General features: G+C 38.4%; 20 protein-coding genes and 2 riboswitches. Of the genes, 4 read left to right on the top strand and 16 right to left on the bottom strand.

Translation table 11 applies throughout. The features are described 5' to 3' along the window. Positions 1 to 31: 31 nt before the first annotated feature. Positions 32 to 211: riboswitch (cobalamin riboswitch) on the bottom strand. Positions 212 to 329: 118 nt separating this feature from the next. Further along, positions 330 to 508, bottom strand: a riboswitch (cobalamin riboswitch). Between the two features lie 146 nt (positions 509 to 654). From AC0KUU_RS07205 to AC0KUU_RS07195, 3 genes are all read right to left on the bottom strand, one after another. Continuing rightward, positions 655 to 813, bottom strand: a complete 159-nt coding sequence (locus AC0KUU_RS07205) for a hypothetical protein (RefSeq protein WP_013057318.1) — start codon at positions 811 to 813, stop codon at positions 655 to 657. Between the two features lie 350 nt (positions 814 to 1163). Continuing rightward, a complete protein-coding gene (locus tag AC0KUU_RS07200) occupies positions 1164 to 2201 on the bottom strand; it encodes a M42 family metallopeptidase (protein ID WP_043982902.1) in 1038 nt (345 codons plus the stop codon). 109 nt (positions 2202 to 2310) lie between these two features. Then, positions 2311 to 3582 (bottom strand): cation:dicarboxylate symporter family transporter, encoded by a 1272-nt coding sequence (locus tag AC0KUU_RS07195; protein ID WP_014459829.1) that lies wholly within the window; start codon positions 3580 to 3582, stop codon positions 2311 to 2313. A 386-nt stretch (positions 3583 to 3968) separates the two neighbouring features. Here AC0KUU_RS07195 and brnQ point away from each other — a divergent pair, with 386 nt between their 5' ends. After that, a complete protein-coding gene (brnQ, locus tag AC0KUU_RS07190; protein ID WP_043982904.1) occupies positions 3969 to 5324 on the top strand; it encodes a branched-chain amino acid transport system II carrier protein in 1356 nt (451 codons plus the stop codon). Positions 5325 to 5363: 39 nt separating this feature from the next. Here the strand turns inward: brnQ and AC0KUU_RS07185 are convergent, their stop codons facing one another. The 5 genes from AC0KUU_RS07185 to AC0KUU_RS07165 form a co-directional block, all read right to left on the bottom strand. Next, positions 5364 to 5741, bottom strand: a complete 378-nt coding sequence (locus AC0KUU_RS07185) for a hypothetical protein (protein ID WP_473451816.1) — start codon at positions 5739 to 5741, stop codon at positions 5364 to 5366. A 14-nt stretch (positions 5742 to 5755) separates the two neighbouring features. Next, positions 5756 to 6913 (bottom strand): hypothetical protein, encoded by a 1158-nt coding sequence (locus AC0KUU_RS07180; protein WP_043982907.1) that lies wholly within the window; start codon positions 6911 to 6913, stop codon positions 5756 to 5758. Positions 6914 to 7099: 186 nt separating this feature from the next. Next, complete coding sequence (locus AC0KUU_RS07175; protein WP_013057324.1) at positions 7100 to 7297, bottom strand: IDEAL domain-containing protein; 198 nt, start codon at positions 7295 to 7297, stop codon at positions 7100 to 7102. 133 nt (positions 7298 to 7430) lie between these two features. After that, entirely contained in the window at positions 7431 to 8714 is a 1284-nt protein-coding gene (locus AC0KUU_RS07170; RefSeq protein ID WP_043982909.1) for an ammonium transporter, read from the bottom strand. Beyond that, positions 8711 to 9127 (bottom strand): hypothetical protein, encoded by a 417-nt coding sequence (locus AC0KUU_RS07165; protein WP_043982911.1) that lies wholly within the window; start codon positions 9125 to 9127, stop codon positions 8711 to 8713. Before AC0KUU_RS07165 ends, AC0KUU_RS07170 begins: the two co-directional genes overlap by 4 nt. A gap of 429 nt (positions 9128 to 9556) precedes the next feature. Here AC0KUU_RS07165 and AC0KUU_RS07160 point away from each other — a divergent pair, with 429 nt between their 5' ends. Beyond that, positions 9557 to 10009 (top strand): DUF1641 domain-containing protein, encoded by a 453-nt coding sequence (locus tag AC0KUU_RS07160; RefSeq protein WP_013057327.1) that lies wholly within the window; start codon positions 9557 to 9559, stop codon positions 10007 to 10009. 33 nt (positions 10010 to 10042) lie between these two features. After that, positions 10043 to 11221 (top strand): NAD(P)/FAD-dependent oxidoreductase, encoded by a 1179-nt coding sequence (locus AC0KUU_RS07155; protein ID WP_013057328.1) that lies wholly within the window; start codon positions 10043 to 10045, stop codon positions 11219 to 11221. 45 nt (positions 11222 to 11266) lie between these two features. Here AC0KUU_RS07155 and AC0KUU_RS07150 read toward each other — a convergent pair whose 3' ends face one another. The 4 genes from AC0KUU_RS07150 to AC0KUU_RS07135 form a co-directional block, all read right to left on the bottom strand. Beyond that, complete coding sequence (locus AC0KUU_RS07150; RefSeq protein ID WP_043982913.1) at positions 11267 to 12223, bottom strand: AEC family transporter; 957 nt, start codon at positions 12221 to 12223, stop codon at positions 11267 to 11269. A gap of 11 nt (positions 12224 to 12234) precedes the next feature. Beyond that, positions 12235 to 13938 carry an NAD-dependent malic enzyme gene (locus AC0KUU_RS07145; RefSeq protein WP_322552101.1) on the bottom strand — a complete coding sequence of 568 codons (1704 nt, stop codon included), beginning with the start codon at positions 13936 to 13938 and terminating at the stop codon, positions 12235 to 12237. Between the two features lie 237 nt (positions 13939 to 14175). Then, positions 14176 to 15627 carry a M20 family metallopeptidase gene (locus AC0KUU_RS07140; RefSeq protein ID WP_237074973.1) on the bottom strand — a complete coding sequence of 484 codons (1452 nt, stop codon included), beginning with the start codon at positions 15625 to 15627 and terminating at the stop codon, positions 14176 to 14178. 22 nt (positions 15628 to 15649) lie between these two features. Next, the gene (locus AC0KUU_RS07135) at positions 15650 to 16873 is read right to left on the bottom strand and encodes an MFS transporter (RefSeq protein WP_322552102.1); all 1224 of its coding nucleotides are present in this window, start codon (positions 16871 to 16873) and stop codon (positions 15650 to 15652) included. A 169-nt stretch (positions 16874 to 17042) separates the two neighbouring features. Here AC0KUU_RS07135 and AC0KUU_RS07130 point away from each other — a divergent pair, with 169 nt between their 5' ends. After that, positions 17043 to 19121, top strand: a complete 2079-nt coding sequence (locus tag AC0KUU_RS07130) for a helix-turn-helix domain-containing protein (protein ID WP_280559732.1) — start codon at positions 17043 to 17045, stop codon at positions 19119 to 19121. A 17-nt stretch (positions 19122 to 19138) separates the two neighbouring features. On the opposite strand, the gene AC0KUU_RS07125 is transcribed toward AC0KUU_RS07130, so the two are convergent. Genes AC0KUU_RS07125 through AC0KUU_RS07110 form a run of 4 tightly spaced genes read right to left on the bottom strand, consistent with a single transcriptional unit; the run spans position 19139 to position 21877 of the window. Beyond that, positions 19139 to 19609, bottom strand: a complete 471-nt coding sequence (locus AC0KUU_RS07125; RefSeq protein ID WP_028408289.1) for a hypothetical protein — start codon at positions 19607 to 19609, stop codon at positions 19139 to 19141. Between the two features lie 21 nt (positions 19610 to 19630). Then, positions 19631 to 19855, bottom strand: a complete 225-nt coding sequence (locus tag AC0KUU_RS07120) for a non-oxidative hydroxyarylic acid decarboxylases subunit D (RefSeq protein WP_116516046.1) — start codon at positions 19853 to 19855, stop codon at positions 19631 to 19633. A gap of 16 nt (positions 19856 to 19871) precedes the next feature. Then, positions 19872 to 21293, bottom strand: coding sequence for a non-oxidative hydroxyarylic acid decarboxylases subunit C (locus AC0KUU_RS07115; protein WP_237074975.1), 1422 nt, complete (start codon positions 21291 to 21293; stop codon positions 19872 to 19874). A 2-nt stretch (positions 21294 to 21295) separates the two neighbouring features. Further along, positions 21296 to 21877 (bottom strand): non-oxidative hydroxyarylic acid decarboxylases subunit B, encoded by a 582-nt coding sequence (locus tag AC0KUU_RS07110; protein ID WP_043982935.1) that lies wholly within the window; start codon positions 21875 to 21877, stop codon positions 21296 to 21298. Positions 21878 to 21890: the final 13 nt, after the last annotated feature.

Here is a 21890-nt window from a genome sequence, read left to right as displayed (position 1 = left end):
TTTGCACTTCCACCTATATCCCGTAGGGTAAGCTTCGCATTAGAAAAAGGCTGGTTTCCTGACTTCGATTCATCACTTGATTGCGCCTTCCCAAATACAGTGGCATATGCAATCAGCTCCTCTTCACAGTGGCGGGTACCGCGCTGGCTTCACACCAGACTTCCCATTTAACGCAATGTGAACATTGCGCACCTTTTTTGCACGATATGTAGTTTTTCGATACGAGAAAAACCCGCTTCGCTAATATGCGAGCGGGTAAAACGTCAGAATAAGAGTGTACACGAATGCCACTTTAAGCCAACGTTTCCCTTCCCGCTCCCCGGAGAAATAGAAACTTCACAATAAAGACAGGTCTCCTGACTTGTGTATCATTCTACTTGAGAACCTTCCCGTGATTTTTTCACAGTGGTTATACTCGTTCGTCCACACTTACAGTTGCGGGGGCAGTACTGGTCTTTCACCAGTTTCCCTATTAAGCCTTCTTGGCATCTTTACTGTTGCTGTTTGATATATATGAACCTTTTAAACTATCAGAATAATAGAAGTAACTACCATATCATAGCGTACATTTTTTTTTATTTCAACTCTATTCTTTTCGGAAGATACAAGCACCTATAAAAAAACAAGAGCATAAAGTCAGCTCCTGTTTTTTCATTATATAGCTACTAATGTTAAATGAGGATCATTATAATACACCACTTCTGAAAGAACTTTACAGCCATTTGTTTTGGCAAAAGCTTCTCTCGCCTGCTTTTCAGTTTCAAATTCAAACATTTTCATTTCTTTTCCAGCATATACCGTCAGTACCCACATGAAAAGATTCGCCTCCGATTATTGTAGTGATCGCTATATCCACATTATGCCGAAACCATTTCCTTTTGAAAACCCATTCTACAAAACTTGTCACAAGAAACTTTTAAAAATTTAAAAACATTTTAACTTCTGTAAATGAACAAAATGTACAAAAGGTTTAAGCAATATTATACCTCTTTAAAAAGGTGCTTTTTTAACCAACTGTTGCTTCACCAGTAAAAAATATATAGTATTTATTAAAAAAAGAAGCCGGACAGCCGGCTTCTTTTTTAGGAAAGGAAAGTACAGACATCACAATCCCGTCCTGCTCTTTATTTTGCATAAAAATACACTAATTAAATATTGCTTTCTTAAAGCAGAACCATGTTCGACTGCACATAGTGATAAAGAAGCTTATACGTATGGTTTAATGAATCTTGATGCGTTCTCTCAAACGCATGAGAAGAATCAATTCCTGGACCAATTAAGCCGTGTACGATATCGTGTCCGGCACGAATAGCAGCAGAAGCATCTGATCCGTAAAACGGATAAATATCTAATTTGTACTGAATATCATGTTGCTTAGCTAGCTCCACCAAATGCTTTCTCAAACCGTAATGATATGGGCCGCTTGAATCTTTTACACAAATAGACACGGTGTATTCATCGGTAGATTGTCCATCTCCCATAGCACCCATATCAACCGCTAAGTATTCTACTGTTTGAGGCGTAATGTTCGAATTCCCTCCGTATCCAATTTCTTCATTATTTGAAATGAGAAAATGCGTAGTGTATGGCAGTTCGATCTGTTCTTCTTGAATTGTTTTTATGAGCTGAAGCAATAAAGCTACGCTTGCTTTATCATCGAGATGACGAGATTTAATAAAACCGCTTTTTGTTATTTCTACACGAGGATCAAACGAAACAAAGTCGCCTACTTCAATTCCAAGGCTGCGAACATCTTCTGCGCTATGTACTTTTTCATCCAGTCGAATTTCTATATTTTCTTGATTTCGCTCAGCTTTCCCTGCATCTTTATACACATGAACAGATGTTTGATGCATAAGGATGGTTCCTGTAAATACTTCTCCTGATGAAGTTTCAATTTCACAATATTCTCCTTCAATAGAATTGTAGCGAAACCCTCCAATCAAGTCGATTTTCAGACGTCCACTCGGTTTGATTTCTTTTACCATAGCACCTAATGTATCGACATGAGCCGTCAGCATGCGGTGGTGATCTGTATCTTTACCGGGAATAGTAGCGACTAAGCCTCCTTTTCGATTGCGGTACGTTTGAATATTTAGCTCTTTTATATAGTCTTCGACAAATGAAATTACCTTTTCTGTATTTCCAGAAGGACTGGGAATCGAAACAAGCTTTTTAATTAACTGAACAGTTTCCGTCATTATGACACTTCCTTTGTCTCTCATTTCTTTTATTTTACCATATGTTTCAAAAAAGATAACAGTCAGCTCCAAACAAAACAAGCCGGGCAGCTGCCCGGCTTGTTTTGTTTTAAGCTATGTTTGATTTCTTTAATTCATTTGTATAATTTAATGATTTTTGCTTATCAAATTCGCCTTCAGACTTTGACATCACAATTGCAGCTAAAGCATTTCCTACTACGTTAACTGTGGTACGCATCATATCAAGAATGCGGTCAATTCCTGCAATAAATGCCATGCCTTCAAGAGGGAAGCCCATAGATTCAAGTGTAGCAAGTACAACTACAAACGATGCTCCCGGTACACCAGCCATTCCTTTTGAGGTTAACATTAGCACAAGAAGGAGCTGAATTTGATCCATAATGGAAAGGTCGATGCCGTACATTTGAGCAATAAACAGCGATGCCAGCGCCTGATAAATGGTTGAACCATCTAAGTTAAACGTGTAGCCTGTTGGAATAACAAACGATGTAACCGATTTAGAACAACCGAAGTCTTCCATCTTTTTGATAAGAGATGGTAAAACGGCTTCTGAACTTGCCGTTGTAAAAGCAAGAAGCAGCTCGTCTTTTAACACTTTTATCAGCGTAAACATGCTTGTTCCAGCCATTTTAGCAATAATTCCAAGAACCACAAGCACAAAGAAAATCATGGTGAAGTAAACGGCGAACACTAATTTTCCTAATGGAATAAGTGATCCGACACCAAACTTTATAATATTAACACCAATAAGTGCAAATACACCTACTGGAGCAAATTTCATCACCAAATTAGTTACCCAAAACATTGCATCCAAGACGCCTTCAAAAAAGGCTAAAACAGGTTTTCCTCTCTCTCCAATCGAAGCTACGCCTACACCAAACAGTACGGAAAATAAAATGATTGGTAAAAGATCGCCCTCTGCTACCGATTGAAAGACGTTTGTTGGAACAATATGAAGAAGCTCTTGAGCAATGCCTGTACTTTCAGACGTTTTTGCCGTTGCCTCATATTGAGAAATATCGCTTTTTTCAATATGTCCCATATCAACCCCTGCACCAGGGTGGAATAAGTTCGCGGCAATAATCCCCACTACAATAGCAATGGTTGTAACAATTTCAAAATAAAGAATTGTTTTTCCGCCAAGCTTACCTAATTTTTTGATATCGCCTACTCCTGCGACCGCTACGATTAATGCTGAAATCACAATCGGTACGACAATCATCTTAATTAAATGAATAAATATGTCTCCAACCGGCTGTAAAATAGAAATGGCTGTATCGCTTCCATAAAAAATAGCACCTACAGCTACGCCTAAAATCAGTCCAATTAGAATCTGAGTTGCTAGACCTAACCTTTTCACTTTCTTGCTCCTTTCGCACAGTTGACTTTCATCCATCGAGCATATGCGGTTCCGCGAACCGTGTATAAATATACATCCTTACAGCACCTTATGTAAACAGTTCTTTACTAAAAGGATGTAAGGCCGCACATGCGAATTTTTAAAAGCCACGGTTCTGTTTTATCATATCAAATAATTGTTGTATATTGAGATTTTTTTGCTAAGTATTTTTCTATTTTTGCTATTTCAGCGAATAAATTAAAAAAATAAAATTTTATATTGAAATATGCATTTTAGGTTAGTATAATACGATACATGTTTATTTTTATTATTCGAATATAAAATTCTGAAAATTTTAATTATTCAACACGATAATAAAAAGCATTTATAATTTTGGAGGTTTTAACGTGTCAAACAAAGTTCCTTTTTCATTTATAGTGGTTATTGGCTTTATGCTTTTTGCCCTATTCTTCGGCGCAGGTAATTTAATCTTTCCTGCAATGTTAGGTCAGTCTGCTGGAAGCAATATTTGGTCAGCAAACGCTGGATTTTTAGTAACGGGTGTAGGTCTGCCTCTTCTAGGCGTTCTCGCATTTGGTTTTTCCGGAAAAGAGGATTTGCAGTCTTTAGCTAGTCGCGTACACCCAGCTTTCGGTATTATCTTTACTACGATTTTATACTTGGCAATCGGACCGCTTTTTGCGATGCCAAGAACGGGAAGCGTTTCGTTCGAAATTGGCGTTAAGCCTTTTTTATCAGAAAATCCAGGGCATCTTCCCCTTATCATTTTCACGGTAATTTTCTTTACTATTACCTGCTTTTTTTCGCTAAATCCTGCGAAAATTGTCGATTTAGTAGGAAAAGTTTTAACACCTATTAAATTAACGTTTATTGGAATATTGGTAGTTGTAGCCGTTGTGAACCCAATTGGAAAATTTGAAGCACCAAGCGAAGCTTATACAACACACTCATTTTTTAAAGGCTTCCAAGAAGGCTACTTAACAATGGATACACTAGCATCATTTGTTTTTGGAATTATTATTATTAATGCAATTAAAGAAAAAGGAGCAAAAACCAACCGACAAATCATCACAATTTGTGCAAAAGCTACGGCTATTGCTGCCGTTATTTTAGCTCTTATTTATAGTGCATTGTCTTATATGGGTGCTTCAAGCGTATCAGAGCTTGGACGTCTTGATAACGGAGGTACGGTTTTGGCTGAAGTATCAAATTACTACTTCGGCTCTTACGGAGGAATTCTTTTAGGTCTGATGATTACCGTTGCTTGTTTAACAACAAGTGTAGGCCTTGTAACATCTTGTTCATCTTTCTTCCATAAGCTGTTTCCAAAGGTTTCTTATAAGTTGATTGCTGTCATTTTATCAGCATTCAGCGCCGTTGTAGCAAACTTTGGTTTAACGGAATTAATCGCTATTTCGGTTCCCGTCTTAACAGCTATTTATCCGTTAGCTATTGTGTTAATTGCTTTAACATTCTTACATCCTTTATTTAAAGGACGTTCTGAAGTTTACCAAGTAAGCCTTCTGTTCACGTTTATCGTTAGTTTATTTGATGGCTTAAATGCTGCTGGATTCAAAATTGCGGCAGTAAACGATCTGTTTACATCCATTCTACCTATGTATGGAGTGGGTCTCGGCTGGGTAGTTCCTGCTATCGTAGGAGGATTAATCGGTCTTGGCATTACCTTCCTTCGTACAAATGATAATACGAACAGAAACACTTCAAGAAAATTGATTAAATAAAAAGAGGATGCGAGTGCATCCTCTTTTTATTATGGGGTCTTATGGATAAGGAGTTTTTTTCTCCATTAACTTTACTTCTTCTTTTAACACATGTTTTTCGTATAGATATTTATCCGTTCGTTGAAAATGATATTTATCAGCTTTTTCTTTTTCAGATGTGGTCAAAAGCACTCGACGATCAGAAGCATCTGACACACCAAACGTTTCATTTTGATAAGTAGCATACGGAGCTACAAAAAACACTTCTTCAACAGCATCACGAGGAACTTCTTTTGTGAAAGTAGTGTCATTGTATGGAATGAATCCATTTGCTACATCGCCTTTATCATAGCTAATCAGCTTTACACACCCGTTTTCCGTTTCATAACATTCGTAATCTCGTTCATTATATGCTGCATACAAACCTTTTCGAATCACAAAAAACCAGTCCTTTACATTGGATTAGCAACCGCTGGCACAAATCGTTTTTCTTCTGCCACATAGGTAGCTAAAAGTACTTCTTCCCCATTTACCACTTGGTATAGTTCCGCTCCGTTTGCTGGTGGATAATAGTTATCAAATTTGAACTCTGGAACGGTTTCCCCGTTTCGAGATCCTGTAAACCCATTAAGCGTACATGGAGGTCCGTCTGTTGTTTTTCCTCCGAACACAGTCCCGTAGGGAATATCAACATGGCTTACCGCTTGCGATTTGAATTTGATTACGCCGTATGTCGATCCTTCTTCAGGAAACGGCCTTTTGCCTGAACCATCGGTGTAATCTAAACGTAAGCTTTCAACAAAATCTTTGTACGAAGTAATATCATGAACATCTTCAGCTTTAGCTACATATCCTCCCACTGCTGTATAAGATCCATCTACATACTTTTCAATATCTTTAGCAGGGATCGTTTTTTGCAGCAGCGTATCTTTTGTAAGGGGTGAAACAGAGTCACGTATAGCCTTCATTACTTCTATTTCATGAGAAGTTAATGTTTTAACATCCTTTAATTTTAGTTCATTAAACTCCTTTTTTGTAAGATTAACGCGCTTCAGCACTTCATTAATTTTTTGATCAAAATCTTCTAAGCTTTCTAAATCTGAAGCTGTATAATGAGCATCAACTGTCCTTACATCTTTATGTACTTTTTTAACTTCATTTAATTCATACTGTTCTACTTCATCAGCCGTTTTAAACGTTTCAACGCTTGAAATGGTTTCGCCATTCGTATCAGCTACAACGTAACCGTCTTCAGCTTTGATCACATATCCGACTTCTCCGTTACCTAACGCAATTAAGTCTGACTGTTGAAAAGCGGCTTTCTCTTTTTCTTTTTGAAATTCCTTATCTGTCATTCCCTTAGTAACGAGAGCTTTAAGTTCTGATGTGTCTTTACTGTCTTTTTGATTTGCTTCTACTTTCTCAGCTGTAACTGATGAAGTTTCTGTATTAGATGGAGAATGAGTGACCGTCCCAATGACAAAAATAAGACCAAATACAATCCCTATGCCATACAAAAATTTGCTTGTTTTATGAGCTCTAAATAAAATTCCTAACACAATGCAAACAATACCCGCAATCAAGCTATCTACTAATAATAGATGTCCCAACCAAACCCCTCCTCTTTAATTCTTGTTTATGTTAAAAAAATCCACAAAAGAAGTCAATACAATTAATGTAAATAAAGTTTTAAATAGGAATATATTCATAATTATTACTAATTAATCCCTTTTAGTAGGTCTCAAAAATAAAACACACCACCTAAAAATAGATGGTGTGTGAAGTATAGTAAGTAATTAAGAAATTTGTTTAAGTTCTGATGAGAGTTTCAAAAACTCTTCTTTATTTTTCATCAATAGCGTGCGGTCGATTTCTTCTTTTAGCTGTGCTTTACGAAATTCTGCAATCGCCTTGTCTAAAATCATCTCAGCGAATAATGCATCAAGCACCTTTCCGTTGGATTTTTGCGGTGAATTAAGTAAATTCTTTTTCATAAGAAATCAACTCCTTGGCTTTTTTATAATATAACACAAATATTCTGACTTTTCAATCATTTAAACCAAGTATTTTAAATCTATTTTTTTCATATAAAAAGGCCGCCCTTTTGTTATAAAGCGCGGCCTTTTATTACGAATCTGCGGCTTTTTCTTTTACTTCCGCATAGTAGTTTTCATATTCAATAAATTCAGGAGCCTGATGAGCTGCCATGATACCGTGGTAGCTGATATCTAAGCCCACTTCTTCTTCTTCTTCCGTAGATCGAAGCGGAACCACCAAGGAAATAACCTTTAACCCTATCCACGTCGTAACAAATCCCCAAGCGCATAGAGCGATTAACCCAAGAAGTTGAACGCCAAGTAACGTCCAGCTCCCTCCGGTAAACACACCGCCGTCTGTAGAAAACAAGCCTACAGCCAACGTACCCCATATTCCCGAAGCAGCGTGTACAGGAAAAGCTCCTACAGGATCGTCGATTTGACGTGCTTCGAGCCAGTTTGTAGCTGCCATCATTAATAAGCCAGATACAGCTCCAATAAAAATAGCAGATGGTGTGTTAACAAAAGCGCACCCGGCCGTAATGCCAACCAGTCCGGCAAGCGATCCATTTATTACAGAAGGTGCATCTGAACGGTTGTAGCGAAATAAAGTATAAAATAAAGTAGCTGCTCCGCCTGCTGCTGCTGATAACATTGTGACAATAGCAATGTGACCAATTCTAACGTCAGTGGCACTTAGCGTACTTCCTGCATTAAACCCGAACCATCCAAACCATAATAAAAAAGCACCCACTGATGCAAGCGGCAAATTGCTTGGAAGAGAAACAGAACTGATTCCATTTTTCGTGAACTTCCCTTTCCTCGGTCCAATCATTATTGCAGCTGCTAAAGCTGAAAAACCGCCAAGAGCATGGATAACTGCCGAACCGGCAAAATCAAGCATCCCTAACTTACTAATCCATCCGCCTCCCCAAATCCAGTGGCCGGCTATAGGATAAATAAATGTAGTCATCAAAATCGCATATAAAAGATATGCGCGGAAATTAATTCGTTCTGCTACCGCTCCAGAAACGATAGAAATGACCGCAATAACAAACGCACATTGAAACAGCCAAAACGTTTCAAGTCCAATTGGAATGTCAAGGTGCGATAAATTACCCGAGAGCGCAAAACCGCTTTTACCAACAACTCCACCTAAATCATCACCGTACATTAATCCAAAACCAATTAAATAGAAACAAAGCGTTCCTATTGTAATATCAGCGAATACTTTCATAATAATATTCACGCTATTTTTATAGCGGACAAAACCTGCCTCTAACAAGGCAAAGCCGCCTTCCATTAACAAAATCATCGCCGCTGTTAACACGACCCACGTTGTATTTATCCCTAAACTTAGTTCATTAACACTCATATCCCAACGCCTCCACTGCTTTTTAATCGTTTTATTTCTTGTACAATAGCAGGCGAAAGCGTAATTTCACTTGTTTCTTCATTTTCCGCTTTTATTAATTCAAGAACTTCATGAAGTTCTCGCATTTGTGCTTTAAGGTGATCAATTTTTTTAAAGCGTTCCTTTACGTATACCATATACTCGACCGCTTGATGCTGACTTAAAGGACGCCCGGTAAAAAATTTACGAAACGGTGATAGTGATTGATACCAAGCTTCTTCAGCACGTTTCTTCTCTTCGTATTTACTAATTTTCGTTTTTATATCTTCTATTTCTTGTGCTTTAGCTTCTTTTAACTTCATTATAAATTCAATTAATTTTAATTGAGGCAATGTAATGATCACATTATGATAAAGTTCATCCACTATAACCATGTTATATCTCCTTACATAAGATGTTATATTCTGATTATATGTAGAACGCTATAGTAAGTCAATGTAATTTTTTGAAAACTCTTTAAATAGTAAATGCGCCCTATCTTTTTACTACTTATAGAATATTAAGTTCGTATGTGTTGAAATATGACGTTATTTGTTTTATCGTAGGAAGAGGAATCATGTTAGTTCCCTATTTTAATTTTATTTACCTAGGCAATTATTGGCTTTATTTCTTATAAACTTTTATTAAACAAAGGGTTACGAGGTTCTTCACTTATTTTTTCAACGAAATGAGTTGATTTTATCTCGTATTAAAATTAAAATAGAATTATGTGCAAGATTTCACAACTTCACAATGTAGTTTGAAAGTCTAGCAGATAACTAGGAACTACATATGCAACAGTATCCAGCAAAGGAGGACTTTTCATGTCTCAATCAACTATTCAAAAATCAGCTGCAGAGGAAAATGCTGCTGTACAAACAGAAGCGGCAGTTAACAAAGGTCAAGCGGATGTGTTAGATCAATTGTTAAAGCCTGAAGTACAAGAAGCTCTTACTGTTCTTGTAGATAATTTACCAAAATTATCTGAAATGGTAACGGTGCTTACAAAAACTTACGACGTTGCGCAATCATTATTAACTGACGACGTATTAAAAGAAGATCTACTTGGTGGAGTAAAAGAATTTATCGAGCCGGTAGAAGGAACAGTAAAAGGTCTTGCAGCTACTGCAATCGAAGCAAACGATCGTGCAGAAGCAAATGCTTCTAATTCAATCGGTTTATTCGGTTTATTACGCATGCTTAAAGATCCACAAGCTCAAAAACTATTCCGCTTTGCACAAGCGTATTTAGACATTACAAACGAAAAACAAAAATAATTTTCATTAAAAAGTGTGGACGGAGGATCGACTATGTCAAAACATATTTTAATTTTAGGCGGCGGTTACGGTGGTTTATTAACTGCAATGACAGCTCGCCAACACCTAAGTGCGGATGAAGCAAAAATTACAGTAGTGAACCGTTTTGCTACTCACCAAATCATTACAGAATTACACCGTCTAGCTGTAGGCGGCGTTTCTGAACAAGCGGTAGCTTTACCACTTGATAAATTACTTAAAAACTACAACGTTGATTTAAAAATTGCAACGGTAAAAGAAATCTCACCAGATCAACGTGAAGTATCTCTTGAAGATGGTACAAAATTAAGCTACGACTACCTTGTTACAGCTTTAGGTAGTGAAACTGCTTACTTCGGTATCCCTGGTTTAGAAGAGCACAGCTTCGTTCTTAAATCAGTAAATGATGCAAACCGTTTACGTGCACACGTAGAAGCTTGTATCGCTGAATACAGCAAAACAAAAAATAAAGCTGACGGTACAATCGTAGTTGGCGGTGGCGGATTAACAGGTATCGAACTTGTTGGTGAATACGCTGACTTAATGCCAAGCCTATGTCTAAAACACGGTGTTGATCCGAAAGAAATTTCTCTATACTGTGTAGAAGCAGCTCCTACAGTTCTTCCAGGCTTCCCTGCTGAATTAGTAGAGCGCGCTCAATCAAGCTTAACAAAACGTGGCGTTACATTTGTTACTGGTACACCTGTAACAAAAATGGATGCTACAACTGTTGAACTTAAAGACGGCAGCAAAATTGAAACAAAAACAATGGTATGGACTGGCGGAGTTCAAGGTAACTCTGTAGTTGCTAACTCAGGTATCGAAGTAAACCGCGGTCGTGCACTTGTAAATGAATTCTTACAATCTACATCTCATAAAGATGTATTCCTTGCTGGTGACTCAGCGGTTGTAATGGGTCCAGAAGGTCGCCCTTACCCACCTACTGCTCAATTAGCTTGGCAAATGGGTGAAGTTGTAGGCGTGAACTTAGCAGTAGCTATTCGCGGCGGAGCAATGGAATCATTCGTTCCTGTCTTCTCTGGTACACTAGGAAGTCTTGGACGCAAAGATGCAATTGGTACAATCGGCGGAAACAAAACGCAATTAAAAGGTTTACCAGCATCACTTATGAAAGAAGCAAGTAACGTTCGTTACTTATCTCATATCAAAGGATTATTTGCATTAGCTTATTAATCCGTCTTAAAACGAAAGAGGAATTCTCCTCTTTCGTTTTTTTATTTACATAAGCCAAGAAATAAGAAGCGGCAGCGTAATCAACGATAAAATAGCACTAATGACAAAAGCAGACGCCGTTTCATTTTCCAAGCTTTCAAACCGCAAAGCAATCATCGCAGCTACAGCAGACCCAGGAAAAGCTACCAGCAAAATAGCTTTTGTCACTTCATCTGAAGATAATCCTATCCATACTGCAATTCCGAGCATAACGATGGGTTGAACCGCTACTTTTAAGACAGCGATCCCAAGCGCACCTTTACTGAAGTTAATTTTTCCAATTCCAATCGTTACTCCTACCGCAAACAAAGCTGCTCCCGATGTGATACTTCCGATTTGATCAAGCATATCCTGTAAAAGTTTAGGTGACTGAAAGCCGCAAAGCGTTAAAATCACTCCAATTAACGGTACACATGCCAAAGGCTCAGATAAACCATGCAAAATGGAATGAACCGTTACTTTGAATAAACTTGTTTTCTCTTCCCCTTCTTTTCGCCCCCGTTGTCCAACGGTTCCTAAAATCGTTGCCAGCGGATCTAAAATCGCGTTTACTACGATGCCTGTTATGGCAATTGGAATCGCTACGGCGCCTGCACCGAACAATCCTCCGAGTACTGGAATGCCCATAAAAGCAAACGTTGGCTGAGCTGAGTTTAGGGCAAACATAGAAGAAGAAGTTAACGTATGCTTCCCTGCATACTTCACGACGAGCAATATAATGAGGTAAAACCCGACGATTCCTAAAATCAGCGTTACTAAAAACGGCCATTCGTCTATGAGTGTTTTTCTTGGGGTTGTCGTTACACCTACAAATAAGTGTGCAGGAAGCGCAAACTTCGTTACTAATGTGTTGAGCCCCTTAGACGTTTGCTTATCAAATTTTTTAAAGTGCCCTGCTAAATAACCAAGCAAAATGACAAAAAAGATAGGCGCGAGAATGAGAAAAATTTGACCTATGCTCATTTATCATCACCTCATTCATTTTTTGCCTTAACCGGTTTATAAGCAGGCTGCCATACCGCTGCTTCTACAAGTTTATTTACATTTTGCTCCGTAACAGTTGCTACGTTATCTTTTACAGCAGCATCAGCAACTGCTACAGCAACCGCCTTTGATACTTTTTGAAGATCTTTAATGTTGGGAAGAAGCGTATCTCCTTTTGTATCTGTTTCTGCTATACGCGCTACTGCATTGGCTGCTTCTGCAAACATAGATTCAGTAAACTTTTGAGCGCGAACGACAATTGCACCTAAACCAAGACCCGGAAACACAAACGCATTATTAGCCTGTCCGATTTCATAAGTGTGCCCGTTATATTCAACGGGTTCAAATGGACTTCCCGTTGCAATAAGGGCTTTTCCTTCAGTCCATTTTATAATATCTTCCGGAACAGCTTCAGCAAGTTTAGTTGGGTTTGAAAGCGGCATAATCACCGGGCGCTCTACATGCTTTGCCATTTCTTTAATAATTTTTTCAGTAAAAGCATCCGTGACGCCTGACGTTCCAATTAAAATCGTTGGCTTCACTTGCTTAACAAGCTCCAACAGTGAAATTTTATTTTCATCGTCTTTTTCCCATTCTTTAATCTCTTCATTTTGGCGAACATACGGCTGTTGAAAAGGAGCTAAATCTTCCATATCTTCGGTTAACAGACCTCTGTAATCATATGCCCAAAAACGATCATATGCTTCTTCTTCAGACAGCCCTTCAAGCATCATCGAACTATGAATACGATCAGCATTCCCGATTCCAGCAGATCCCGGTCCAAATACAACAACCCTCTGATCTTTTAGGGGCGTTCCTGTAATGCGCACCGCTGTTAAAACGGCTGCAAGAGTAATTACTCCGGTTCCTTGAATATCATCATTAAACGTTAAAATTTTATCGCCGTATTCTTTCATAATGTGACGTGCGTTAATATTCCCAAGATCCTCCCAATGAAGAAGCGCTTTAGGAAACTTGGTCGTTATTTCTTTTACAAATTGAGCAATAAAACGATTATAGTCTTCTCCTTTTACTCGTTCATGACGATTTCCTAAATACAAAGGATCTTCAAGAAGCTTTTTGTTATTGGTTCCCATGTCAAGAACAATAGGCAGTACGCGGCTTGGGTCAATTCCCGCTGCAGCTGTGTAGACCGCTAACTTTCCAACGGCAATATTTATTCCTCCTACACCCCAGTCCCCAATTCCTAAAATACTTTCTGAATCCGTTACAACAAGCAAATCAATATCTTCGCCGTCGAGTCCTAAGTTTTCAATCGCATCACTTAATCGATCCGCTTCATTTACGGATAAATATAGTCCGTCAGGTCGATGGTATTCATGGCTGTATTCTTGGATGGATTGACCTACAGTAGGCGTGTAAATAATGGGAAGCATTTCACTTAAATGATCGGTTAATAAACGATAAAATAAGACAACGTTCCGGTTATGTAGATCATTCAACGAATTATTTTTTTGAAGATCATTCGGTGCTTTTTTGAACTGTTCATATGCTCTTTTTGCCTGTTCTTCTAACGTTAAAACCGTTGGAGGGAGAAGTCCCTGCAGATGAAGCTCTTCTCTTTCTTCTTCAGTAAAAGCAGAACCTTTATTTAAATAAGAAGTAGATAAAACTGATTTTCCTTTTAGTGAAGTTGAAAGTGACCCATCTTTTTCTACTTTATATGCTCTCATGTTTTTACCTCTTTTCTTGAACAATTAGATAGGGTTAGGTTCAGCAAAGAGATATATTTTTAACCATTTATTTTTAATGAAAACAAAAAAGAGATTGAGCCATAACTACATCAATCCAATCTAAAGACGAACAAACGGGATAAATGAAACCTGTGTTCAACCTAACAATAAAAAATCCGAACGATTCATCGTTCGGATCTTCCTTACACGAAAATACGTTTTTCCCCGCTTCGTTTTTTATACTACGCTATAGTCTTCTTGCTCACTTTCTGAGTAATTAGGCGGCTGTATATGGGAAGGCACAAGACATTCATAGCTTTCCCCTTCTAGTCTATCCTCCAGCTCTTGTTTGGCTTGACTAATCAGCTCTTGATTTTCTATCATTTCAATCGCCGTAGCCGCGATGGCTTTTCCAGCCAATAACATCGCATCGTGGGCATACTCCGTTTTCCCTTGAGCAACAGCTTGCCATGTATGAAACGGCGTAGCATAAGCCCACGTTGCGGTCACGCACTGTGCAGTTGGAACATTCCAGCTAACGTCTGCGACATCAGTTGATCCTGTCATGAAGGAAACATTTTTAGACATAGGAGCAATTTGATTGAAGACTGGATGATCCGCTAAAGCTTTGTCTAGCAGTGAACCCACTTGTTTTTTTGCTGCTTCTTTATCTTCAGCGGATGTAGACTCGTAAATAGCTTTGGCAAAAGCTATTTCTTCATGTTTCACCTCAGCCAAATTTATCTGCATCATTTGTTTATGCATCAGCTGCTCCATTGTTTGATTTGGAATTAGATTAGCACAGGCTCCTTGAATTTCCTGTTCCATTTGTGTTTCAGTCATTAAAGCTGCTCCATTTGCAATTTTCACAACGCGTTTAAAAAGTTCTTTTACTTGAGATGGCTTCGGAGCACGAATTAAGTACATGACTTCCGCTTCTGCTTGAACAACATTAGGAGAGATGCCTCCGCTGTTTGTAATCGCATAGTGTACGCGCGCTTCATCAATCATATGTTCACGCATATAATTTACACCAATGTTCATCAACTCTACAGCGTCTAAAGCGCTTCTGCCAAGATGAGGACTAGCAGCTGCATGACTGCTTCTTCCTTTAAATTTAAAAGTTGCTTGCAAAACCGCATTTGATGACGTATGCATAACACCATTAACGGTAGCGGGATGCCATGACAACGCGACGTCTACATCGTGAAAAATTCCTTCTCGTACCATATACGTCTTTCCGTAACCACTTTCTTCGGCTGGACATCCATAGTATCGAACGGTCCCCGGAACATTTTTTTCTTTTAAATATTCTTTGACAGCAAGCGCAGCTGCTAGTGAGCCTACGCCAAGTAGGTTATGTCCACACCCATGGCCATTTCCGTTTTTTTTGACCGGATCTGCTACTGCGCACTTATCTTTTTGACTCAGCCCCGTAAGCGCATCGTATTCACCGAGAATAGCGATGATCGGATAACCGTTCCCGTAACTTCCAATAAAACCTGTTTCAAGGTTAGCGATATGTGTACGAAGCGTAAACTCTTCTTTTTCTAACATGTCGCAAATTAGCTGTGCCGACTTATACTCTTCAAACCTCGTTTCTGCATATTCCCATATTTGATCACTGATTTGAGTTAGCTCGTTTCGCTTTTTTTCAATAAGTTGTTCGACTTCTTTAATAATATCCATGAGACACTCTCCTTTTTCCTCATTATTTAACAGCATTTTGTGCGTCCACTACCACTTTTGCAGGTCGAATCGAAAATAACGAAATAGCACAGACAAGAGCGCAGATAATTAATAAAGCAAACGCTGCATTATACGACCCGCCAAACGACTGTACTAAAAAACCAATAAGCATCGGGGTTAATACGCCGGCTGCTTGAGCCCCTGTATTAATAAAACCATTTGCTGAACCGACCACTGATTCAGGCAGCATTTTTAAAGGAGCTGAAGCGATTAAAATCACATTAAACGAAAACAGTAAGGTGACGGCACTTTGAAAAACGATAAACATGCCTACGCTAGGTGAAATGGCCATAAAGCAAAGAAAAATACCCATCAGTAAACCAAACACCGCCGCTATCGTCTTGTCTTTTCCGTCCGGAAGCTTGTCTAAAACAAAGCCGCTAACAAACATTCCTATAATGCCTACAAATGCTGGGATAGCGGAAAGAAAACCGATGTCCGTTAAATTCAGATGTCTTACTTCGGCTAAATATGTAGGCATCCACGACATGAGCCCCCAGTTAATGGCGTAGATACTGAAGTATGCAATAAATAAATTCCAAATCATCGGAGTTTTGATAATTTCTTTTAATGTCATCTGCTTAGCAGGAATAGCAGAAGTCTCTGTTTTTTCTCTCTGCTGCTTTTCTTTCAGTAAAAAAACAAACAGAACTGTAATAACGAGTCCGATGGCTCCTATGATATAAAAGATACTTCTCCAGCTTATCGTTTGCATCAGCTGCGTCGCTAGAATTGGTGTAACCACGCCCATAATCGTACCTGACGATAACAAAAAGGACATGGCTCTACTGCGTTCTTGCTGAGGAAACCACCCTGCGATTCCTTTTGATGCAGATGGAAAATAACTTCCTTCCCCTAAACCAAATAAAAAGCGAATGATAATAATAGAAGCAAAAGACCAGGCCATTCCGGTAAAAACCGTAAACAAAGACCATAAAAAAACGGCGATTGTAATGACTTTTTTAAATCCAAAGCGGTCTGCTAGCCACCCCCCAGGTATTTGCATCAGTGCGTATCCTGCAAAAAAGCTGCTTAAGATGATGCCTGTAGAAGAAGCATTCAGATGTAGATCTTTCGAAATATCTAAAATAGCGTAATTAATAATAAAACGATCTAAGTTTCCAAGCGACCAGCCTAAAAATAATAAAAATAAAATGACGTATTTCCAGTTCGACCTTACTAACATAAATGCACTCATCTCCTTTTTATTCCATTTAATGTAATGTTTTGTAACAAATCAATTCGTTATATAAATATTAAAAAATTCTGACTATTTTTTCAATGTGTATTTCTATATAATAAGAACTATAACTATGTATTTTTTTACATTAAGTAGTCTATAAGGGGTTGTTAACATGAGTGATTTATTAGCTAATATGAAAGGTTATCTTACATCTATTATCAAAAATAGTCCTTATCAAATTTGGACAAGTATTGATTCTGCAAATTTTAACGTGATTTTTTCCAGTTCTTCATGTTCATCCCTGACTTACCCTCCTCCCACTAGCCTACATAACGGCAGTGATTCCTTTCAAAAGCATATGGCATATGAAGAGTTCGAGGAAATTTACTTGTCCTTTCCAAATCGCTATGCGTTTGTTGTTCGCATATTTGCTAAGCATGACTGGACACCCTCACAAATAAAACAGCTATCGGCTACCTTTTCTCCTTATGTGCTGCAAAAAAAGCTGGAGCGGCATGAGCACATTTTAAACGTGCTTATGAAAAGCATTAAGGAAATTTCACTTTTACAAGACTCAGATTATCTATTAACAAGAATTCTTGAAAATGCTCTTTCAGTTATTTCTGTTGCGGATATGGGCGTGCTGTGGATGTTTGATTCTTCCACTCAATTTCTTTTGCCTCGCGCCTGGTCCGGAGGGCCAAACAATGAAATTCAAAACATGAAAATGAAAGTTGGCGAAGGAATTATCGGAAAGACATTTCAGCATAATAAAAGCTATATGTATACGAACTTAAAAGATATATTACGCGATTCTTCTACTATGACTGACGATAATATTCATTATCTTAATCAGTCCTATACGTTTACAAACATTCAATCTATTATTTCTGTCCCCATTTGTATGGAAGAACAGACGGTATGCGTACTCATTATTTATCAAAATGGTACAACCCCCCTTTTAAATGAAGAGGATAAAGAATTGTTAGAAAGCTTTTCCGATCAAGTATCGATTGCTCTCTTAAACTCAGCGCTTTTTGAAGATGTAAAAAAACAAAATGAACTTTTAATACGCCGGGATCAAATTCATCGCACCTTCATGAATGTTTCACTTCAAAGTAAAGGAATTGAACCAATACTTACCGAATTGCGCCGAATGCTTACATCCCCTGTCACCATTGTAGATTTTGTTGATAATAAGACCTATGGCTTCTTGAAATTCTTTGATATAGACACAAAAACAGCTGAATTTCACACACATTTTCTTTCACATACAAAGCCTTGTTTTTATACTATTGAGGCACACAATGAAGCACACAGTGTTTATATTCACCCCATACACGGCATTGACACGCTCTTAGGGTTACTTATTATGCAGGCAAATCAAGGAAATCTTTCCTCTCTAGATCAAGTGGCACTCGAACAAAGCAGCTCTGTTATTGCATTAGAAATGCTGAAAAAACAAACGTTAGTTGATTTATTTTACAAGCGAACACATGAATTATTTAGTGAATACTTATCGTGTTATGACACCACTTTGCTGTATCAAAAAGCAGCTGAGCTAAACATTGATACAAAAAAGCATATTCTAGTCGCTCTCATTACCATTCGTTCACAAGCGGACCTGCAGCTCTTAAACTTACACCTACATCGCCTTGTATCTGACACCAAATCTGTTTTCAGCTCAAAAGCACCGGTCGTATACGGATTCGACACCAAAGTAACCATTGTATTTACGCTTGATCCTTATGAAAAACATCATGCTATTATCAATCAATTAGAGGATTTACTCTCAAAATGGCGTTACTACAATGAATGTCATGTAAAAACAGGGATTGGAAGTCGGTATTCTCATTTTACTCAAATAGGAAAAAGTTATAGTGAAGCTGAAAAAGCTATCTCTTACCTTCTGTCTCAGCAGCAAGATGGATGCATGTTGTATGAGGAAATAGGAATTAACCGGCTATTTATTAATCAATCAAAAGAAGAAGTCAAAACCTTTATTGATGAAGTATTTCTCCCTCTTAAGAACAATCATTTAAACGACGAACCTTTAGAGCAAACGCTAGAAGCGTATTTCGATAATAACCGCTCTGCTTCACTTACAGCTAAGCAGCTTCATATTCATGTTAATACACTCTATCAGCGGTTGAAAAAAATTGAAGAAAAAATGAACATATCATTTACAAACAGTGAACACCTATTAAAAGTTCAGCTAGCATGCTATTTAAAAAAATTTCACTACAGCTAAAAAACCGATTCTTATTTTTAAGAATCGGTTTTTTCGGTAGAAAGAACAGCCTCAATTGACTGTTTCCAGCGGCTCAGTACCTCTTTGGAATCATGAAGCTGAAATTGAATTCCTGATGTTAAAACTGCATATTTTGCGTAATCTTCTTTAACAGCGGCTACTTCTCCCGTAAATAGCTCATAGCCTGATGACACAGGAGCTTCTTTTTTTAGGGAAAATTTAATGTAATAAGCTTTTCCTTCAACAACTAATGTAACGGTTGCCTTATGATTCTGTATCATGTTTGTTGAAGATGTTGTATCTTTCCATACTAATAGCTTGACGCGTGAAGAGCTAATAGCTACCAGCTCTCCTGCGCTAATCATGGCTACATGAGGAAAACCCTCGGATGTCACTGTAGATAGCAACATCGCATCATGCTGCTTCCTTTCTAGATCTTTTCCATTTAAAAATACCCGCACGGCTCTTGGCAGCTCTGCTTTATTCATTTTACTTACCACCTTTGCTGATTAAGATCGGGGGGGCACAGGAGGCACGTGCGTTGCCAGCGGTACGTCTTTTGGATTGACTTTAAATGGTCGAGGGTATTTTTCAGGATTGGTGATGGTCTCAGGTTCAGAAGAACGCCAGGTAAACAAACACACGCTGCATAAGTAAATCTCCCAGGCTCCTTCAACTGGTGATTTAGATACTAAGTTCGCTTGTTTGGCTTCACATCTTGGACAAGTATGCATGTCGATTCCTCCTTGTTTATTTTTGCATCATATTCGTTAAGATTTTTTCCCATTTCTCAGTTTCAAGTGGTGTATCTAAAGGCTGAGAATAGTGGCCTCTTGTTTCCGGTGCAACCGGTGTTGTAGCATCCAAAATCATTTTATCTGTAATACCAGCCGGCTCAGACCCTGGATCAAGTGGCAGAACTGAAAGATTAGGCACTGTTATAACATCGTGTTTTGGGTGCATTTTTGTCGATAGCGCCCACATGACTTGCGGTAAATTAAACGGATCCACATCTTCGTCTACTAAAATAACTAGCTTGCAATATCCTAATCCATGCGGCGTAGTCAATGCCCTCATACCAACCGCCTTAGCAAATCCTCCGTATCGGCTTTTCGTTGAAATGATAGCAACGAGACCATGAGTATACATCGCATTCACAGCTTCAATCTCTTCAGGATATGCTTCTTTTAGCTGCTGATATAAAGGAACGCTTGTATTAATTCCAATTAAATAATCTGTTTCTGTCCAAGGCATACCGATATATAAACTTTCAAAAATAGGATCTTTGCGATGGTATACACGATTGATTTTGATAACAGGCATGCTTCTGCCGCCGGAGTAATGACCTGTAAATTCGCCAAAAGGACCTTCATATTCACGTTCACCAGCTAAAATTTCTCCCTCTAAAATCACTTCTGCTCCCCAAGGTACATCTAAATCAGAAAGCTGAGACTTCACAATTCTGTATGGCTCACCTTGAATAGCTCCTGCCATTTCATACTCTGATTGATCGTAATGAAGCGGCGTAGCGGCTGCTGTGACAATCGCAGGTTCACATCCTAAAGCAATTGATACAGGGAGGTTTTCACCTTTTTCTTCGGCTTGTTTCAAGTGAATGGCAATATCATGCTGTGGCACAGGTTGAATGCCTAGACGGTCTTTCCCTTTGACCTGCATACGATATATACCTACGTTTTGCTTGCCAAAGTTCTCCTTATCATGCTGATCACGAGAAATAACGCACGCTTTATCTAGATAGTAGCCTCCGTCTCCTTGATTCAAGCGAAACAACGGCAAAAGGTCGAATAAGTTAATATCATCTTTAATTTCACACTCATGAAATGGCGCCGTTTCTTCTCTTTTTACTTTGACAGGAAATTTTTCATATCTCCGAGCAAACTCAAAGAACTGTTCTTTTACAGGAGTTGATTTAGGCATTCCCATCATTAACGCGTGATTTGACCAGGAACCCATTACGTTTAGGGCTACCTTTGCGTTGTTGTACCCATAAATATTGGTAAATAATAATCCCGGCGTTTGGTCTCCTAAATTACTGATGGCTTGACCTGCTGAACCTAAATCTGGATCAGGCTGCACTTCATCTGTAATCTTCAGTAGCTGCCCTTCTTTATGTAGCGTATTAAGGAAATCTCTAAAGTCTTTATAAGCCATGTTTATTTTCCTCCTTGTGATAAATGTTTAATTCCATTCCATCTTTTTGCCTCAGGACACTCAATCCCTAATTGATCTAACGTTCGAACAGCAATATGGGTGACAAGATCATCAATCGTCTCAGGTTTGTTATAAAATGCCGGCATAGGAGGCACAAGGATAGCACCCATTTTTGAAAGATCCAGCATGTTTTCTAAATGAATCGTATTCAAAGGCGTTTCTCGAGGAAGTAGCACTAGTGGCTTTCTTTCTTTTAACATCACATCTGCCGTTCTCGCTATTAAGTTATCTGCTAGTCCCATTCGAATAGATGCTAATGTTTTCATACTGCAAGGACTAACAATCATTCCATCTATACGAAAAGAACCGCTCGAAATTTTCGCTGCTTGGTCTTGATATGAATAACAATAATCTGCTAGTGCTTCTACTTGCTGAACGCTATACGGTGTTTCTAACTTAATTGTGGCATGAGCCCAAGTCGACATGACTAAATGCGTTTCAACAGAAGACTTCTTCAAAAGCTCTAAAATTCGAATACCTAGAATAGCTCCCGTGGCTCCTGTGATTCCTACAGCTATTTTCATTTCTCTTCCTCCT

It is taken from the genome of Priestia sp. ST2 (assembly GCF_055810735.1).
This window is presented reverse-complemented; position numbering and strand designations above follow the sequence as displayed.

Excerpts from the sequence above, each read along its gene's own strand:
- AC0KUU_RS07205 (WP_013057318.1), bottom strand. The coding sequence starts at position 813 with ATGTGGGTACTGACGGTATATGCTGGAAAAGAAATGAAAATGTTTGAA.
- AC0KUU_RS07200 (WP_043982902.1), bottom strand. The coding sequence starts at position 2,201 with ATGACGGAAACTGTTCAGTTAATTAAAAAGCTTGTTTCGATTCCCAGT.
- AC0KUU_RS07175 (WP_013057324.1), bottom strand. The coding sequence starts at position 7,297 with ATGAAAAAGAATTTACTTAATTCACCGCAAAAATCCAACGGAAAGGTG.
- AC0KUU_RS07170 (WP_043982909.1), bottom strand. The coding sequence starts at position 8,714 with ATGAGTGTTAATGAACTAAGTTTAGGGATAAATACAACGTGGGTCGTG.
- AC0KUU_RS07165 (WP_043982911.1), bottom strand. The coding sequence starts at position 9,127 with ATGGTTATAGTGGATGAACTTTATCATAATGTGATCATTACATTGCCT.
- AC0KUU_RS07160 (WP_013057327.1), top strand. The coding sequence starts at position 9,557 with ATGTCTCAATCAACTATTCAAAAATCAGCTGCAGAGGAAAATGCTGCT.
- AC0KUU_RS07155 (WP_013057328.1), top strand. The coding sequence starts at position 10,043 with ATGTCAAAACATATTTTAATTTTAGGCGGCGGTTACGGTGGTTTATTA.
- AC0KUU_RS07150 (WP_043982913.1), bottom strand. The coding sequence starts at position 12,223 with ATGAGCATAGGTCAAATTTTTCTCATTCTCGCGCCTATCTTTTTTGTC.
- AC0KUU_RS07145 (WP_322552101.1), bottom strand. The coding sequence starts at position 13,938 with ATGAGAGCATATAAAGTAGAAAAAGATGGGTCACTTTCAACTTCACTA.
- AC0KUU_RS07140 (WP_237074973.1), bottom strand. The coding sequence starts at position 15,627 with ATGGATATTATTAAAGAAGTCGAACAACTTATTGAAAAAAAGCGAAAC.
- AC0KUU_RS07135 (WP_322552102.1), bottom strand. The coding sequence starts at position 16,873 with ATGTTAGTAAGGTCGAACTGGAAATACGTCATTTTATTTTTATTATTT.
- AC0KUU_RS07130 (WP_280559732.1), top strand. The coding sequence starts at position 17,043 with ATGAGTGATTTATTAGCTAATATGAAAGGTTATCTTACATCTATTATC.
- AC0KUU_RS07125 (WP_028408289.1), bottom strand. The coding sequence starts at position 19,609 with ATGAATAAAGCAGAGCTGCCAAGAGCCGTGCGGGTATTTTTAAATGGA.
- AC0KUU_RS07120 (WP_116516046.1), bottom strand. The coding sequence starts at position 19,855 with ATGCATACTTGTCCAAGATGTGAAGCCAAACAAGCGAACTTAGTATCT.
- AC0KUU_RS07115 (WP_237074975.1), bottom strand. The coding sequence starts at position 21,293 with ATGGCTTATAAAGACTTTAGAGATTTCCTTAATACGCTACATAAAGAA.
- AC0KUU_RS07110 (WP_043982935.1), bottom strand. The coding sequence starts at position 21,877 with ATGAAAATAGCTGTAGGAATCACAGGAGCCACGGGAGCTATTCTAGGT.